We start from the raw sequence: 14,833 nt of genomic DNA on the forward strand, positions 1-14,833 counted from the left end.
CGATGGATTCCCTCAACTCCCTCATCGACGGCTTCGGTACCGCGCTCACCCCGATGAACCTGCTGTGGGCCGCGATCGGCGTCCTGCTCGGCACCGCGATCGGCGTGCTCCCCGGCATCGGCCCGGCGATGGCCGTGGCGCTGCTGCTCCCGGTGACGTACGGACTGGACCCGACCGGCGCGTTCATCATGTTCGCCGGGATCTACTACGGCGCGATGTTCGGCGGCTCCACCACCTCGATCCTCCTCAACACCCCCGGGGAGAGCGCGGCCGTGGTCGCCGCGATCGAGGGCAACCCCATGGCCAAGGGCGGACGCGGCGCCCAGGCGCTCGCCGCCGCCGCGATCGGCCACTTCGCGGGAGGCATGATCGGCACGATCCTGCTGGTCGTCCTCGCCCCGACCGTCGCCTCCCTCGCCATCGGCATCGGAGCCCCCGACTACTTCGCCATCATGGTGCTGGCCTTCATCGCCGTCACCTCCGTCCTCGGCGCCTCCCGCATCCGCGGCATCGCCTCGCTCCTCATCGGCCTCACCGTCGGACTGGTCGGCCTCGACCAGATGACCGGCCAGCAGCGCCTGACCTTCGGCTCGCTCCACCTGGCCGACGGCGTCGACGTGGTCATCGTCGCGGTCGGACTCTTCGCGATCGGCGAAGCGCTCTGGGTCGCCGCCCATCTGCGCCGCTCCACCGGAAAGCCGATCCCCGTCGGCAGACCGTGGCTCGGCCGGGCCGACCTGAAGCGCACCTGGAAGCCCTGGCTGCGCGGCCCCGTCATCGGATTCCCCTTCGGGGCGATCCCGGCGGGCGGCGCGGAGATCCCCACCTTCCTGAGCTACGTCACCGAGAAGCGGCTCTCCAAGCACCGCGACCAGTTCGGCAAGGGCGCCATCGAGGGCGTCGCGGGACCGGAGGCCGCGGCCTCCGCCTCCGCCGCCGGGACCCTCGTCTCGATGCTCACGCTCGGACTGCCCACCACCGCCGTCGCCGCGGTGATGCTGGCCGCCTTCCAGCAGTACGGAATCCAGCCGGGGCCGCTGCTGTTCGAGCGGGAACCGGAGCTGGTCTGGGGGCTCATCGCCTCGCTGTTCGTCGGCATGGTGCTGCTGCTCGCCCTCAACCTGCCGCTCGCCCCTGTCTGGGCGAAGCTCCTGCGGATCCCGCGCCCCTACCTGTACGCGGGCATCCTCTTCTTCGCCGCCGTCGGGGCCTACGCGGTCGGCGGCGAGTCCCTCGACCTGGTGATCCTCCTGATCATCGGGCTGATCGGATTCGGGATGCGGCGCTACGGACTGCCGGTGCTCCCCGCCGTCATCGGGGTGATCCTCGGCCCGGCCGCCGAACAGCAGCTGCGCCGTGCGCTCCAGATCAGCGACGGGAGCGTCTCGGGCCTGGTCAACACCCCGTTCTCCATCACGGTCTACGCGATCGTGGCACTGATCGTGGCCTGGCCGCTGATCGGCCGGCTGATCGTCCGGCTGCGCGGTGGACGGAAAACGGCAGAGGGGTCCCGGACTGTCGGCGGCGGCTGAGAATATCGGTCCCATGACCACGATCGACTGGGACGCGGCTGCCGGATCCTTCGACGAGGAGCCCGACCACGGGCTCCTCGACCCCGCGGTGCGCGACGCCTGGGCCGGGCGGCTGGAGAGCTGGCTGCCCGGCACCCGCGCCGACGTGCTGGACCTGGGGTGCGGCACCGGCAGCCTCTCCCTGCTCGCCGCGGGCCAGGGCCACCGGGTCACCGCCGTCGACCGCTCGCCCCGCATGGCGGACCGGGCCCGCGCCAAGCTCGCGGGGACCGGCGCGGAGGTCCTCGTCGGGGACGCCGCCCGGCCCCCGGTCGGGGAGCGGGTGTTCGACGTGGTGGTGGCCCGGCACGTCGTGTGGCTGCTGCCCGACCCGGCGGCGGCCCTGAAGCACTGGTTCGGCCTGCTGAAGCCGGGCGGGCGGCTCGTTCTCGTCGAAGGGGTGTGGAACGGCACCGGCCTGTCCGCCACCGCGCTCACGGCCCTGCTCTCCGCGCACACCGAGCGCATCCACCACGAGGACCTGGCCCCCGACTCCCGGCTGTGGGGCAAGCGGGTCGACGACGAGCGCTACGCCCTGGTGGCCCGCGCGATGCCGCCGCACCGGCACACCGAGGTCGTCGACGTCCATCTGATCCTGCGGCGCGGACCGGACGTCCTGCTGGCCCGCCGCTCCGGCACCGGCTATGCGGACGGGCTGCTCCACATGCCCTCCGGCCACGCCGAGGACGGCGAGGACGTCCGCGAGTCGATGATCCGGGAGGCCGCGGAGGAGCTCGGCCTCGACCTGGAGCCCGAGGAGCTGAAGGTGGCCCTCGTGATGCAGCACCGGGGACCGGGCGGCGGGGCGCGCATGGGCTGGTTCTTCGTCGCGGAGCACGACCCGGCCCGTCCGCCGCGCAACGCGGAGCCGGAGAAGTGCTCGGAGCTGGACTGGTTCCCGCTGGCCGACCTGCCGGACGACATGGTCGCGTACTGCCGGGCGGGCCTGGACGGCTACCGGGCGGGCGAGCACTTCATGATCCACTGGCACCGGGACGGGGAGCCGATCGCGTACGTCCCCGGCGGCGCCGGCCGCGCCGTCCCGCTGGCCGCCGCCGGGGAGACCACCGGGCTGGTGCACCACATCGAGCTGTGGGTGGCGGACCTGGCGGAGGCGGAGCGGGGTTGGGGCTGGCTGCTGGGCCGGCTCGGCCACGCCCCGTACCAGCGGTGGGCCCACGGCCGCAGCTGGCGGCGCGGTGAGACGTACGTCGTGGTGGAGCGGTCGCCCGAGCTGGCCGCCGGGGGGCACGACCGCCGCCGCCCCGGCCTCAACCACCTGGCGTTCCACGTCGCGGACCGGGCCGCCCTCGACACCCTGGTCGCCGAGGCCCCGGCGTACGGCTGGCGGCTGCTGTTCCCCGACCGCCATCCGTACGCGGGCGGCGAGGGGCACTACGCCGCCTATCTGGAGGACCCGGCGGGGTACGAGGTGGAGCTCGTCGCCGACTCGCGGCCCCGCCCCTGAGCCGCCCGGCGGTCCGGGCGACCCCCGCGTCGGACGGGGCCGTTCAGCCGAGCAGGGCGGTCAGCCCCTCCGTCCGGGCCAGGCGTTCCAGGTCGTCCAGGGCCCGCTCCGCGGCCCCGGCAGCCACCGGATCGCGCCCGGCCAGACCGCTCTCTGCGAACTCGTCCTCGTCGAGCCGCAGGACCGTCGAACCGTCGGCCGAGACCCAGAGGTCCAGGTCGAGGTCCTCGACCGTCAGCACCCCGTCCGCGAGCACGGCGGGCCGGGTGATGTCGCAGTACCAGCCCTTGAGCAGGCCGTCGCCGGAGCGGACCTCCTTCACCGCGAACCACCGGTCCCGCCAGTAGTGCTCGGTGAGGACGTCGCCCGGCTCGAACCGGACGAAGCCGAAGTCCCGCGCCCCGGGAGCGGCCCACGGCGCCCGGACGGTGACGCGGACGCCGTCGTCCCGGACCAGCTCCGCCGGATACCGGATCTTGGTGCGGCCCGCCTTGGACAGGGCCACGACGAGGCCCCTCGTACGGGCCGCGCGGGGCTCAGAGGGTGCGGACATGGCGGACCTCCGTCGCGCAGACCCGGTAGCCGAACCACTGGTTGACGGCCAGCATCGGGGCGTTGCCGGTGTCGTTGGAGGTGTAGGCGTCCGTGTACCCGGCGGCCCGGGCCCGGTGCAGCGAGTCGTTCTTCGCGAGCTTCGCCAGGCCGCGCCCCCGGAAGTCCCGCAGGGTGCCGGTCATGGCGCTCAGATACGTCCGCTCGCCGTCGGTGGTGGCCGCGCTGAACGCCGCCACCTCCCCGTCGACCAGCACCACCGAGGTGAGCTCCTGGTCGAAGGCCGGGTGGCGCCAGACGCTCGTCAGCCAGTCCGCGTAGTCGTCCAGCTCGGAGGTGATGTCGCCCGGTTCGTCGGCCGTCACCTCGGCGTCCGCCGCGAACAGCGGCCGGGGGTCGTCGGCGAAGGCGGAGCCGGGACGCAGCTCGACGCCGGCCGGGAGCTCCTGACGCGGCGGCAGGCCGCCGCCCGCCAGGTCCAGCCGCTGGAAGTGGGCCGACCGCTTGGGCTCGTAGCCCCGCCTACGGGCGAACTCCAGGCTCTCCGCGTCGTCCAGGACCCATGCGTACAGGACCGTGGCCCCGGCCCGGGCCAGGTGCTCCTCCGCCGTGCGCAGCAGCAGCGATCCCGCACCGCGGCGGGTGCGGCCGGGAAGCGTATGCGGGGTGAAGTACCCCTGTCCCGGCTCGGGGCTGTCGTGGGCGATGCCCGCCTGGGCCGTGCCGATGATCTCGCCGTCCTCCTCGGCGATCAGCAGCCGGTAGTGCTTGTCCGGATGGGCGTGCGTCAGGTCGTGGACGATCTGCTCGGGGGTGGCCACCATCCAGGGGACCGAGGCCCGGCGGGCCCGGGTCCAGGCTTCCGCGTCGGACGGGCGGAAATCGCGCACGATCACAGTCATGCGGTGGACCGTATGCGCAGCCGAGGCCCGAACGCCTCCCCTTTTTCCGCCGGTGGGGGAGAATCGGCGCGTGACAGACAAGATCGTCCTCGACCCGGACTCCGGCATCGCGCCGTACGAGCAACTGCGCGCCCAGCTCTCCGAACGGGCCCGCTCCGGCGCGCTGCCCGTCGGCCACCGGCTCCCGACCGTACGCGGCTTCGCCGAGGAGCTGGGCCTCGCCGCCAACACCGTCGCCAAGGCCTACCGGGCCCTGGAGGCGGACGGGGTGATCGAGACCCGGGGGCGCAACGGAACGTTCGTCGCGGCCGCCGGGGGAGCGGCCGAACAGCGGGCCGCGACCGCCGCTCGGCTGTACGCGGAGACCGCCGGGCGGCTCGGTCTCACCCGGCAACAGGCCCTGGCGCTGGCCGAGGACGCGGTCCGCGCCGCGTACGGGGACTGAGCCCCCGGCCGCGATCGGGTACGGAGGTCAGAGGTAGAGCCCCGCGTCCGCCCCCGTGTCCTGCTTCGGCACCGACGCGGGGCCGATGCCCCGGCGCAGGGCGTACAGCTCGGCCAGGGAGTTGCCCTCCCGGCCCACTCCCTCGTCCGTGCCCAGCCAGGCCACCGACTCCTGACGGGTCAGCGGGCCGACCTCGATCCTGGCCAGGCACCGGCCGGGCCGGACGACGGCGGGGTGCAGCCGCTCCAGGTCCTCGTTGGTGGTGACCCCCACCAGCACGTTGCGGCCCTGGCCCAGCAGACCGTCCGTCAGGTTCAGCAGCCGGGAGAGGGCCTGGCCCGCCATGTGCTTGGCCTCGCCGCGGATCAGCTCGTCGCAGTCCTCCAGGAGCAGCAGCCGCCACCGGCCCTGCTCCGTGCCGTCGTCCTCGCCGATCGCGATGTCCATCAGATAGCCGACGTCGCTGAAGAGGCGCTCGGGGTCCAGCACACAGTCGACCTGGCACCACTCGCGCCAGGAACGGGCCAGGGTGCGCAGCGCGGACGTCTTGCCGGTGCCGGGCGGGCCGTGCAGCAGGAGCAGCCGGCCCGCGATGTCGTCCGGCGTGACCTTCATCAGCCGGTCCATGGCATCGGCCACCGGCGCGGTGTAGTTGGGGCGGACCTCGTCCCAGCTCCCGGCCGCGATCCTGCGGGTGGTGCGGTGCGGGCCGCGGTTCGGGGAGACGTACCAGAAGCCCATGGTCACGTTGTCGGGCTGGGGCTCCGGCTCGTCCCGCGCCCCGTCCGTGGCCCGGCCGAGGATCTTCTCCGCCAGCTCCGCGCCGGTCGCGGTCACGGTGACGTCGGCGCCCCGGTTCCACCGGGAGACCAGCAGGGTCCACCCCTCGCCCTCCGCCAGCGTCGTGCTGCGGTCGCCGTCGCGCGCGGTCCGCAGCACCGTGGCATCCGGCGGCAGCAGCGTCGCCCCGGCCCTGACCCGGTCGAGGGAGGAGCCGTGCGCGTACGGCTGCTCGCCCGTCACGAAGCGGCCGAGGAAAAGCGCGTCGACGGCGTCGGACGGTGAGTCGCTGTCGTCGACGGTGAGCCGGATCGGCAGAGCGGTTTCGGGGGAGTCGGGCATGGCGCCCATGATCCGGTACCGGTCGCCCTCGTGCACCCGGGTTTCGGGGCTCGTGTGCCGGGCCGGCGACGGGCCCGGCGGCCGACGGGGCGACAGCCGGCCTTCGGGGAGCGCCCGTTGAACGGCCGGGGGCGGACGGAAGCACAGCACCCCTATTTTTGGCATGGACACTTCCAGAGCGGCGTACCTGCTGCTACTACGGAGTAGGCAGATATCCCCTGCTCAAGGAGGTCCCATGAAAATGTCCAGACTCGTGGCGTTCTCGTCCTCTCTCCTGCTCGGCGCCGCCCTCGCCCTCACCGGCGCCGGGGTCGCGAACGCCGACTCGTCCGCCGCCGCCGTCGACTACGTCGCCCTCGGCGACTCGTACTCCTCCGGCGTCGGGGCCGGCAGCTACGACGGGTCCAGCTGCAAGCGCAGCAGCCGCGCCTACCCCGCCCTCTGGGCCGCCGCCAACTCCCCCTCGTCCTTCGACTTCGCCGCCTGCTCCGGCGCCAGGACCGGAGACGTCACGGGCGGTCAGCTCGGCAAGCTGAACGCCTCGACCGACCTCGTCTCCCTCTCCATCGGCGGCAACGACGCCGGGTTCGCCGACGTCATGACGACCTGTGTCCTCCAGTCCGAGGCCACCTGCCTCAACCGGATCGCCACCGCCCGTGCCTACGTCGACTCCACACTGCCCGGCCGGCTCGACTCCGTGTACACGGCCATCCGCTCCAAGGCCCCCTCCGCGCACGTCGTCGTCCTCGGCTACCCCCGCTTCTACCAGCTCGGCGGCGGTTGCCTCGCCGGTCTGAGCGAGAAGGAGCGCTCCGCCATCAACGGGGCGTCCGACCACCTCAACACGGCCACCGCCAAGCGGGCGGCGGACCACGGCTTCACCTTCGGCGACGTCCGGACGACCTTCACCGGGCACGAGATCTGCTCCAGCAACGCCTGGCTGCACAGCGTCAACTGGCTCAACATCGGCGAGTCCTACCACCCCACCGCCGCCGGACAGTCGGGCGGCTACCTTCCCGTCCTCAGATCCGCTCTCTGACCGGCGGCCCCGCGCTCGCGACCGAGCGTCCGGCCCTCCGCCGTCCCCCACGCGTCCCCCGCGCGGGGGACGGCCCGGCGATCGCCCCGAACCGCGCGAACCGCTCGAACTGTCCGAAGTCGCCCTGGAATCGCGCGGGTTCGGTAACGAGGCGTCAACCTCCGTATATGTGTGCGTAATCCTGTGGCCGGGATACACGGGTGTCACCGCGGGACGATAGGGTTAACCTGCCCGGACCGGGTGCCCTCGTACGGGTGGGGAGTGACATGGAACAGATAACGGTGCGGAGCAGGCCGCGGGTGCCTGCCATCACATGCGGGAGCGGTGCGACCAGTACGCGCCTCGACCGCCATCTCGCGGTGCTCGGCGGCCCCGTCGTCCCGCAGCGCGAGTCGGCGGAAGCGACGCTGCTCATGCGTGAGCTGACCTCGCGTGATGCCGCGCACACCCGCCGGAGCAGGAGCGCCCGCGTGTCGCTCTTCGCGCCGTTGCGGCGACTGCGGCGCTCCCTCTTCGGCAGCCGCCGCTGACCCACGGCGTCGCCCGTCGGGACCGGCCCGCCGCTCGGGACGGTTCAGACGATCACTCCGTCCCGGCGCAGCACCGATGCCTGCTCGTCCGTCATCCCCAGGGCTCGCAGCAGCGCATCGGTGTGCTCACCCAGCGCCGGTACGGCGCCCATCCGTGCCTCCTCGCTCCCCGGCAGCGTGATCGGCGGCAGCAGCGCCCGCAACGGCCCCACCGGTGTCCCCACCTCCCGCCACCGGTCCCGGGCCGCCAGCTGCGGATGCGCCGCCACCCCGGCCACCGTGTTCAGCCGGGCACAGGCGATGCCCGCCGCATCGAGGCCGGCCAGCGCCTCCCGTCCCGTCAGGCCCGCCAGCGCCCGGCCCACCGCCTCGTCGGTCCGCTCCCGGTTCGCGGTCCGCGCCGCGTTCGTCGCGAAGTCCGGGTCATCGGCCAACTCGGGCCGCCCCAGCACCTGTTCCGCCAGCCGCCGCCACTCCCGGTCGTTCTGCACGGAGAGCAGCACCCGCTCCCCGTCGGCCGTCGCGTAGGCGTCGTACGGGGCGATCACCGAGTGCGCGAGTCCGGTACGCGCAGGAGGCGGGGCCCCGTGCATCCCCTGGTGCAGCGGGTGGCCCATCCACTCGGCCAGCGCGTCCAGCATCGAGACCTCCACCGGGCCGCCCAGCCCGGTGGTCGCCCGCCGCAGCAGCGCCGCGAGCACCCCGGAGAAGGCGTACATCGCCGCCGCGATGTCCGCCGCCGGAATCCCGGCCTTCACCGGCTGCTCCGCCGTCCCCGTCACCGCGACCAGACCCGCCTCGCACTGCACGAGCATGTCGTAGGCCCGTCTGTGCGCGTACGGCCCGTCCGCCCCGTAACCGGAGATGTCGACCGCCACCAGGCGGGGGTGCGCCGCACAGAGCGAGGCGGCGTCGAGGCCCAGCCGGGCCGCCGCCCCCTGCGCCAGGTTCTGGACGAACACATCGGCCCCGGCGACGAGTTCACGGACCACCGCGAGGCCGCGCGGGTCCTTCAGATCGACTGCGAGGGACTCCTTGCCGCGGTTGCACCAGACGAAGTGCGAGGCGAGTCCGCGCGCCGCCGCGTCGTAGCCGCGCGCGAAGTCGCCGCCGTCCGGGCGCTCCACCTTGATGACCCTGGCTCCGAGGTCGGCGAGCTGGCGGGTGGCGAAGGGAGCGGCGACGGCCTGTTCGACGGCCACCACGGTGACGCCGTCGAGGGGGAGCGGCAAGGTGTTCATGCCCCCGTGCTTACCCGGTGACCGTGGCTTTCGCCACTCCCTGTGGTCCGCACCGCCGCTACAGCAGCGCGAACTGTCCCTCCGGGCCCTCCTCCTGGTGCCCCAGCACCGACGCCGGACGCCGTGCCGAGGGCGGCACCGGCAGCACCCCGGCCGCCCGCAGCTCGGCGGGACCGATCAGCGGACCCGCCTCCAGCGCGGTCCGCAGCTCCTCGCGGGGCCCCGCCGTACCGTCCAGCAGAGCGAGCACGGTGATGAGTTCGAGCAGCTCCGAGGTCCACTCCCGCGGCCAGTCGCGCGCACCGACCGCGTCGAGACCGGCCGGGACGGTGCCGTCCGGCCCCCCGCCGGTCGCCGCCGCGGCCCGGCGCCCGAACCAGAGCTCCAGCACCCGCACCCCGCCCACCGTGAACTCCCAGGCCGCCGCGGGCACCGGTGAGATCCGGCCATCGCCGACGACCAGCGTCTCGTCCCCGGCCTCGTGGACCAGCACGGTCGGGCGGGCCGGGAGGGCCGCCCGCACATAGGGCCGGCGCCCGCCCGGCAGCCGGGGGCGTTCGCCGCCCCGGGCCCCGCGCGACTGGAGCCGCGTCAGCTCCCGCCCGAGCGCCACCCCCGCCGACCACACCGCCGGGTCCGCCGGCAACGGGACCCGGGGGCCGGTGGCGGAGGGCCGGGCGGCGGCCAGCACCCAGGCCAGCACCGCCTCCGGGGTGAAGGCGTCCGGCTCCGCCGCCCCGCCGAGCCGTCGGCGCAGCAGCTCCGTGAGCCCCGGAGCCAGGTTGGGCTCGGCGCCGCCGGGCCTGCGGTAGAGCGGCCTGATGCGGCCGGGCCGCCCGGCCGGGGAGTGCCCGTCGGGGAGCAGTGCGGTCACGGACAGGGCCGGCCCGGAATCCCCGGGGGCGGCGCTGTGTTCGACGGCGAAGATCTGCCGCTCGTCGGCGACCCGCCACAGCTCCGGACGGGCCGCGTCGATCAGCCGGTGGTCGGGGAGCAGCCACTGTTCGTCGTAGGGGCCGTGGAGGATCCGTACGGGGTCGGGGCAGGGGCCCGGGGACCGGGCGAAGCGGCCCGTTCCGCCGGAGCGGCCGGGCAGGGCGGCGACCGAGGTGTCCGGCGTACGGGAACGGCTGGGGGCGAACAGCCGCTCCTGTTCGGCGGGGCCGGCGGTGGCCAGCCGTTCCCAGCGGGCCCGGAGCGCCTCGGGGTCGGGGCCGCTCACCCAGGCGCGGCCGGTCCGCAGCGGCCGTACGGACCACGGCATCAGCTCGTCCAGCGACAGGAGCCCGTCCGGCGAGGGGGGACCGCCCGGTGGCGGGGTCCCGTCACGCGGTGGGGGTGTCCCCGGCGGCGAGGACCGGGTGCCGTCGCCGCCGGCCGTCGCCGTCCCGTCCACTGCCACCCGCCGTCCTCCCCTGTCCGCCGTGCCCCTTTGCGCATCGTAACGGCGGGTGGCGTCCCCGTGGGGCGCGGTCAGTGGGCCTCCACCGTCACGGAGAAGGAGAACCGGTCGCCCCGGTAGCGGATCCGGGCCACGTCCACCGCGCGACCCTCCGCGTCGTACGTCACGCCCGTGTAGTGCAGGATCGGGCTGAGCAGCGGGACCTGGAGCAGCTCGGCGGTGACGGGGTCGGCGAGGCGCGCCTCCACCGTGTCGGTGATCCGGGAGATCCGCACGCCGACGACGTCGCGCAGGACCTTGGTCATCGGCCAGCGTTCGAGGTCGGCCACGTCGATCCGGGCGGCGATGTCGGGGCGGACCGCGTTCTCCGCCCAGTTGGTGGGCTCGTCGCTCTCTCCGTCGCGGCGCAGCCGCCGGTAGCAGGTCACCTCGGCGCACTCCGGGAAGAACTCGGCGAGATCACCGGGCACCGCCATCGGGCCGTGGCCGAGAATGGTCGTCGCCTCCCCGGACTGCTGGGCCACGATCGCGTCGACCGAGCCCAGCAGCCGGACCGGGGAGACCCGCCGGGCGCGCGGTTCGATGAACGTGCCGCGCCGCCGGTGGCGGCTGATCAGCCCCTCCGCCTCCAGCTCCTTGAGCGCCTGGCGCATCGTGAGCACGCTGACCCCGTAGTGCGCGGCGAGCTGCTCCTCGGTGGGCAGCCGGGCGGAGGCGTCCTGGGGCCGGCCCAGTATGGAGGCCCGCAGGGACTGGGAGACCTGGTACCAGAGAGGCAGCTTCCGGTTCAGGACGAGGGAGTCGGGGGCGAAGGCGGGCGGGGCCGGCGCCGGGACCGGCCGGGCGCCCGCACCGGCCCCGGCGTCCCCGTCGGCCGCGGTGTCCCGGCCGGACCCCGGCCTGCCCGCCCCGGATCTCTCCCGGCTCTGCGTCATGTCGTCCCCGTCCCCTCGGGCCCTCCGCCCGCTACGGCCGGAAGTTGCGGCTCAGACCCTGCCACACGTCGTCGTAGCCGCGCTGGAGGTGTTCGGCGCCGGCCGCCTGCGCGGTCGCCGTGACCGGCCAGCGGGTCTCGAACATGAAGGCCAGACCGTCGTCGATCTTCTGCGGCTCCAGCTCCGCCGCGCTCGCCCGGTCGAAGGTCTCCCGGTCCGGACCGTGCGCCGACATCATGTTGTGCAGGGAGCCGCCACCGGGGACGAAGCCGTCCGCTTTGGCGTCGTACGCGCCGTCGATGAGGCCCATGTACTCGCTCATCACATTGCGGTGGAAGTACGGCGGGCGGAAGGTGTCCTCGCCGACCAGCCAGCGCGGGGCGAAGACGACGAAGTCCACCCCGGCCAGCCCCGGGGTGTCGGACGGCGAGGTCAGCACCGTGAAGATCGACGGGTCCGGGTGGTCGTAGCTGATCGTGCCGATCACGTTGAACCGGCGCAGGTCGTAGACGTACGGGGTGTGGTTGCCGTGCCAGGCCACCACGTCGAGCGGCGAGTGGTCGTAGGTCGCCGACCAGAGGTTCCCGCAGAACTTGTTGACCACCTCCACCGGGCCCTCGCGGTCCTCGTACGCGGCGACGGGCGCGAGGAAGTCCCGGGCGTTCGCCAGGCCGTTGGCGCCGATCGGGCCGAGGTCGGGCAGCGCGAAGGGGCGGCCGTAGTTCTCGCAGACGTAACCGCGCGCGGTCTCCTCCAGCAGCTCCACCCGGAAGCGGACCCCGCGCGGGATCAGCGCGACGTGGCCCGGTTCGGCGCGGAGCAGGCCCAGCTCGGTGCGGAGCAGCAGCCCGCCGCGCTCGGGGACGATCAGCAACTCGCCGTCGGAGTCGCTGAACACGCGGTCCGTCATCGAGGAGTCGGCGTGGTACAGGTGGATCGCCATCCCGGCGCGCTGCGCGGCGTCGCCGTTGCCGCCGAGCGTCCACAGTCCGCTCAGGAAGTCGGTGCCGGGCGCGGGGTCGGGCAGCGGGTTCCAGCGCAGCCGGTTCGGGTCCGGCACGGTCTCGGTGAACGGAGCCGAGCGCAGGCCCCCGTTGTCGACGCGGGTGAACGCCGGGTGGGCGGCCGAGGGGCGGATCCGGTAGAGCCAGGAACGGCGGTTGTCCGCGCGCGGCTCGGTGAAGGCGGAGCCGCTCAGCTGTTCCGCGTACAGCCCGAGGGGGGCGCGCTGGGGGGAGTTGCGGCCGTGCGGCAGCGCTCCGGGAACCGCCTCCGAGGCGTGCTCGTTGCCGAAGCCCGAGGAATACGTCAGCCCCTCGGCCGTCTTCCTCGCCTGGTCGATCGCGCTCATCCCGCACTCCCGGTGCCCAAGAATCCCCTCGGACCCGCCGGGCGGCGAATCCTATGTACCACCGTAGGAATAGGAGGGGGGCACGTCAACGGCATACATCGCGCCATTCGTGCTCCGTGCCGCGTCCCTCGCGGCGGTCGGCGGGGGAGGGGCCCGCGGGCGGACGCCACCGCCGTCCACCGGGTGGAGGGCGCGGCACACCGCGGCGAGGGGCACGGCATCATGGGGCCCGTGCCCCACGTCAACCCGAACCTCCGCCGCGCCCCCGTGCAGCAGCGCAGCGCCGACCGGCTGGCCCGGATACTCGACTCCTGCGCCGGCCTCCTCGACGAGACCGGCTACGAGCAGCTCACCACGCGGGCCGTCGCGGAGCGCGCCGACGTGCCCATCGGCTCCGTCTACCGGTTCTTCTCGAACAAGCGGGCGCTCGTCGACGCCCTCGCGCTCCGCAACCTGGACACCTATGCCGACCGCATCGCCGCCCGGCTCGCGGACCTCCCGGCCGACGACTGGCGCGCCGCCATCGACGCGGTGCTCGACGAGTACCTGGCGATGAAGCGGAGCGTCCCCGGCTTCGCGCTCGTCGACTTCGGGCCGCCGTTCCCCGCCGAGGGCGCGGTGGACGACGCCAACCGGCGGCTGGCGGACCGGCTCGCCGTCCTGCTCGCCGGCCACCTCGGCCGACGGCCCGACGAGGTACTGTCCCGGGCGATCCTGGTGAGCGTCGAGGCCGCCGACGCGCTCCTCCAACTGGCCTTCCGCACCCAGCCGTCGGGGGACGCGGCCATCGTCGCCGAGACGCGGACCCTGGTCAGGTCCTACCTCGCCCGGACGCTCGACTGAGCGAGAGCCCCGCCCGGGGCTTCGGCCGCCCCGCCGGGCGCGCCGCGTGCGGGCCCGGCGGGGCGGCCGGTGGTGGACGCGGTGGTGCGGCACCACCGGGCGGCTCGCTCGCGTGTGCGCGGGGCTCACGGCCCCGAGGGCCCGCCCGCCTTCCCTCCGTGCGACACCTCCCCACCGTGCGTACCGGTCGGTATGCTCGGCCGTGCCGGGGCTCCCACGCCCGCCCGGCCCATGCCGTCGACGTCGCCGTCCTGCCACCGCCGCCGCCCCGGGGAGGGCCCCATGTCCCACGACACCCGCACCGCACCGCGTATCTGCCCCCTCTGCGAGGCCACCTGCGGCCTCACCCTCACCATCGAGGGCACCGCCGTCACCGGTGCGCGCGGCGACCGCGACGACATCTTCAGCCGGGGGTTCATCTGCCCCAAGGGGGCCTCCTTCGGAGGGCTCGACGCCGACCCCGACCGGCTGCGCGTCCCCCTCGTGCGCGGCGAGGACGGGGAGTTGCGCGAGGCCGGCTGGAGCGAGGCGTTCGACCTGATCGCCGCACGGATACCGGAGCTGACGCGTACGCACGGGCCGAACGCGGTCGGCGTGGTCCTCGGCAACCCGAACGTGCACACGATGGCGGGCTCCCTCTACCCGCCCCTGCTGCTCGGGGCCCTGCGCACCCGCAACGTCTTCACCGCGAGCACCCTGGACCAGATGCCCAAGCACGTCTCCAGCGGCCTCCTCTTCGGCGACGCGCACGCCATCCCCGTACCGGACCTCGACCGCACCGACCACCTCCTCCTGATCGGCGCCAACCCGCTGGAGTCCAACGGCAGTCTCTGCACCGCCCCGGACTTCCCCGGCCGGCTCAAGGCGCTGCCCCGGCGCGGCGGCACCCTCACCGTCATCGACCCGCGCCGCACCCGCACCGCCCGGCTCGCCGACCGGCACGTCGCGATCCGGCCCGGCGCGGACGCCCTGCTGCTGGCCGCCCTCGCGCACACGCTCATCGACGAGAAGCTCGCCGACCCCGGTCCGCTCGCCGAGCACCTGGAAGGGCTCGACCGACTCGCCGCCGCCCTGGCGGACTTCACACCGGACGCCGTCGCCGCCGCCTGCGACGTGGACGCCGGCACCATCACCGCCATCGCCCGCGAACTGGCCGCCGCCCCCACCGCCGCCGTCTACGGGCGCATCGGCAGCTGCACCGTCGAGCACGGCACCCTCGCCAGCTGGCTGGTGGACGTCCTCAACATCCTCACCGGCAACCTCGACCGGCCCGGCGGCGCGCTGTTCCCGCTCTCCGCCACCGCACGCGCCCCACGGCCCGCCGCCCCCGGCAGGGGTTTCGCGCTCGGCCGCTGGGCGAGCCGGGTCTCCGGGCACCCCGAGGCCAAGGGCGAACTGCCCATCGCCGCCCTCGCCGAGGAGATCGACACCC

Annotated in this window: 14 protein-coding genes; 7 read left to right on the top strand and 7 right to left on the bottom strand. The window is 74.3% G+C overall.

The annotated features are described in order from the left end of the window. The first annotated feature begins 2 nt into the window (after nucleotides 1–2). Together DTB53_RS09075 and DTB53_RS09080 are read left to right on the top strand one after the other, a co-directional pair. Complete coding sequence (locus DTB53_RS09075) at nucleotides 3–1,532, top strand: tripartite tricarboxylate transporter permease (protein WP_003970085.1); 1,530 nt, start codon at nucleotides 3–5, stop codon at nucleotides 1,530–1,532. Nucleotides 1,533–1,545: 13 nt separating this feature from the next. Continuing rightward, entirely contained in the window at nucleotides 1,546–3,039 is a 1,494-nt protein-coding gene (locus tag DTB53_RS09080) for a trifunctional class I SAM-dependent methyltransferase/NUDIX hydrolase/VOC family protein (protein ID WP_012381527.1), read from the top strand. Nucleotides 3,040–3,082: 43 nt separating this feature from the next. Here DTB53_RS09080 and DTB53_RS09085 read toward each other — a convergent pair whose 3' ends face one another. Continuing rightward, complete coding sequence (locus DTB53_RS09085; protein ID WP_042497485.1) at nucleotides 3,083–3,592, bottom strand: ribonuclease FAU-1 family protein; 510 nt, start codon at nucleotides 3,590–3,592, stop codon at nucleotides 3,083–3,085. Continuing rightward, the gene (locus DTB53_RS09090; RefSeq protein ID WP_012381529.1) at nucleotides 3,576–4,493 is read right to left on the bottom strand and encodes a GNAT family N-acetyltransferase; all 918 of its coding nucleotides are present in this window, start codon (nucleotides 4,491–4,493) and stop codon (nucleotides 3,576–3,578) included. Before DTB53_RS09090 ends, DTB53_RS09085 begins: the two co-directional genes overlap by 17 nt. Before the next feature lie 70 nt (nucleotides 4,494–4,563). Here DTB53_RS09090 and DTB53_RS09095 point away from each other — a divergent pair, with 70 nt between their 5' ends. Further along, nucleotides 4,564–4,938, top strand: coding sequence for a GntR family transcriptional regulator (locus DTB53_RS09095; RefSeq protein ID WP_012381530.1), 375 nt, complete (start codon nucleotides 4,564–4,566; stop codon nucleotides 4,936–4,938). A 27-nt stretch (nucleotides 4,939–4,965) separates the two neighbouring features. On the opposite strand, the gene DTB53_RS09100 is transcribed toward DTB53_RS09095, so the two are convergent. Further along, the gene (locus tag DTB53_RS09100; RefSeq protein ID WP_042498853.1) at nucleotides 4,966–6,060 is read right to left on the bottom strand and encodes a DUF5925 domain-containing protein; all 1,095 of its coding nucleotides are present in this window, start codon (nucleotides 6,058–6,060) and stop codon (nucleotides 4,966–4,968) included. Between the two features lie 235 nt (nucleotides 6,061–6,295). Between DTB53_RS09100 and DTB53_RS09105 the strand changes: the two genes are divergently transcribed. Beyond that, nucleotides 6,296–7,099: an SGNH/GDSL hydrolase family protein gene (locus DTB53_RS09105; RefSeq protein ID WP_012381532.1), complete on the top strand. Its 804-nt coding sequence runs from the start codon at nucleotides 6,296–6,298 to the stop codon at nucleotides 7,097–7,099. 266 nt (nucleotides 7,100–7,365) lie between these two features. Further along, complete coding sequence (locus DTB53_RS09110) at nucleotides 7,366–7,629, top strand: hypothetical protein (RefSeq protein ID WP_003970092.1); 264 nt, start codon at nucleotides 7,366–7,368, stop codon at nucleotides 7,627–7,629. A 44-nt stretch (nucleotides 7,630–7,673) separates the two neighbouring features. On the opposite strand, the gene DTB53_RS09115 is transcribed toward DTB53_RS09110, so the two are convergent. The 4 genes from DTB53_RS09115 to hmgA all read right to left on the bottom strand — a co-directional run bounded on the left by DTB53_RS09115 (nucleotide 7,674) and on the right by hmgA (nucleotide 12,558). Continuing rightward, nucleotides 7,674–8,870 carry a CaiB/BaiF CoA transferase family protein gene (locus tag DTB53_RS09115; RefSeq protein ID WP_003970093.1) on the bottom strand — a complete coding sequence of 399 codons (1,197 nt, stop codon included), beginning with the start codon at nucleotides 8,868–8,870 and terminating at the stop codon, nucleotides 7,674–7,676. Between the two features lie 58 nt (nucleotides 8,871–8,928). After that, nucleotides 8,929–10,272 carry a type ISP restriction/modification enzyme gene (locus tag DTB53_RS09120; RefSeq protein ID WP_012381533.1) on the bottom strand — a complete coding sequence of 448 codons (1,344 nt, stop codon included), beginning with the start codon at nucleotides 10,270–10,272 and terminating at the stop codon, nucleotides 8,929–8,931. A gap of 71 nt (nucleotides 10,273–10,343) precedes the next feature. After that, on the bottom strand, nucleotides 10,344–11,207 hold the full coding sequence (locus tag DTB53_RS09125; RefSeq protein ID WP_012381534.1) for a GntR family transcriptional regulator: 864 nt from the start codon (nucleotides 11,205–11,207) through the stop codon (nucleotides 10,344–10,346). 31 nt (nucleotides 11,208–11,238) lie between these two features. Next, complete coding sequence (gene hmgA / locus DTB53_RS09130; RefSeq protein WP_003970096.1) at nucleotides 11,239–12,558, bottom strand: homogentisate 1,2-dioxygenase; 1,320 nt, start codon at nucleotides 12,556–12,558, stop codon at nucleotides 11,239–11,241. 222 nt (nucleotides 12,559–12,780) lie between these two features. Here hmgA and DTB53_RS09135 point away from each other — a divergent pair, with 222 nt between their 5' ends. Then, nucleotides 12,781–13,401 carry a TetR/AcrR family transcriptional regulator gene (locus DTB53_RS09135; RefSeq protein WP_003970097.1) on the top strand — a complete coding sequence of 207 codons (621 nt, stop codon included), beginning with the start codon at nucleotides 12,781–12,783 and terminating at the stop codon, nucleotides 13,399–13,401. A 282-nt stretch (nucleotides 13,402–13,683) separates the two neighbouring features. Continuing rightward, nucleotides 13,684–14,833: molybdopterin-dependent oxidoreductase (locus tag DTB53_RS09140; protein WP_146777721.1), on the top strand; the 1,150-nt coding region annotated here is incomplete at its 3' end.

It is taken from the genome of Streptomyces griseus (assembly GCF_900460065.1).
GTDB classification, from domain to species: domain Bacteria; phylum Actinomycetota; class Actinomycetes; order Streptomycetales; family Streptomycetaceae; genus Streptomyces; species Streptomyces griseus.

Coding starts and splice junctions, on each gene's coding strand:
- DTB53_RS09075 (WP_003970085.1), top strand. CDS start 3: ATGGATTCCCTCAACTCCCTCATCGACGGCTTCGGTACCGCGCTCACC.
- DTB53_RS09080 (WP_012381527.1), top strand. CDS start 1,546: ATGACCACGATCGACTGGGACGCGGCTGCCGGATCCTTCGACGAGGAG.
- DTB53_RS09085 (WP_042497485.1), bottom strand. CDS start 3,592: ATGTCCGCACCCTCTGAGCCCCGCGCGGCCCGTACGAGGGGCCTCGTC.
- DTB53_RS09090 (WP_012381529.1), bottom strand. CDS start 4,493: ATGACTGTGATCGTGCGCGATTTCCGCCCGTCCGACGCGGAAGCCTGG.
- DTB53_RS09100 (WP_042498853.1), bottom strand. CDS start 6,060: ATGCCCGACTCCCCCGAAACCGCTCTGCCGATCCGGCTCACCGTCGAC.
- DTB53_RS09105 (WP_012381532.1), top strand. CDS start 6,296: ATGAAAATGTCCAGACTCGTGGCGTTCTCGTCCTCTCTCCTGCTCGGC.
- DTB53_RS09110 (WP_003970092.1), top strand. CDS start 7,366: ATGGAACAGATAACGGTGCGGAGCAGGCCGCGGGTGCCTGCCATCACA.
- DTB53_RS09115 (WP_003970093.1), bottom strand. CDS start 8,870: ATGAACACCTTGCCGCTCCCCCTCGACGGCGTCACCGTGGTGGCCGTC.
- DTB53_RS09125 (WP_012381534.1), bottom strand. CDS start 11,207: ATGACGCAGAGCCGGGAGAGATCCGGGGCGGGCAGGCCGGGGTCCGGC.
- hmgA (WP_003970096.1), bottom strand. CDS start 12,558: ATGAGCGCGATCGACCAGGCGAGGAAGACGGCCGAGGGGCTGACGTAT.
- DTB53_RS09135 (WP_003970097.1), top strand. CDS start 12,781: ATGGGGCCCGTGCCCCACGTCAACCCGAACCTCCGCCGCGCCCCCGTG.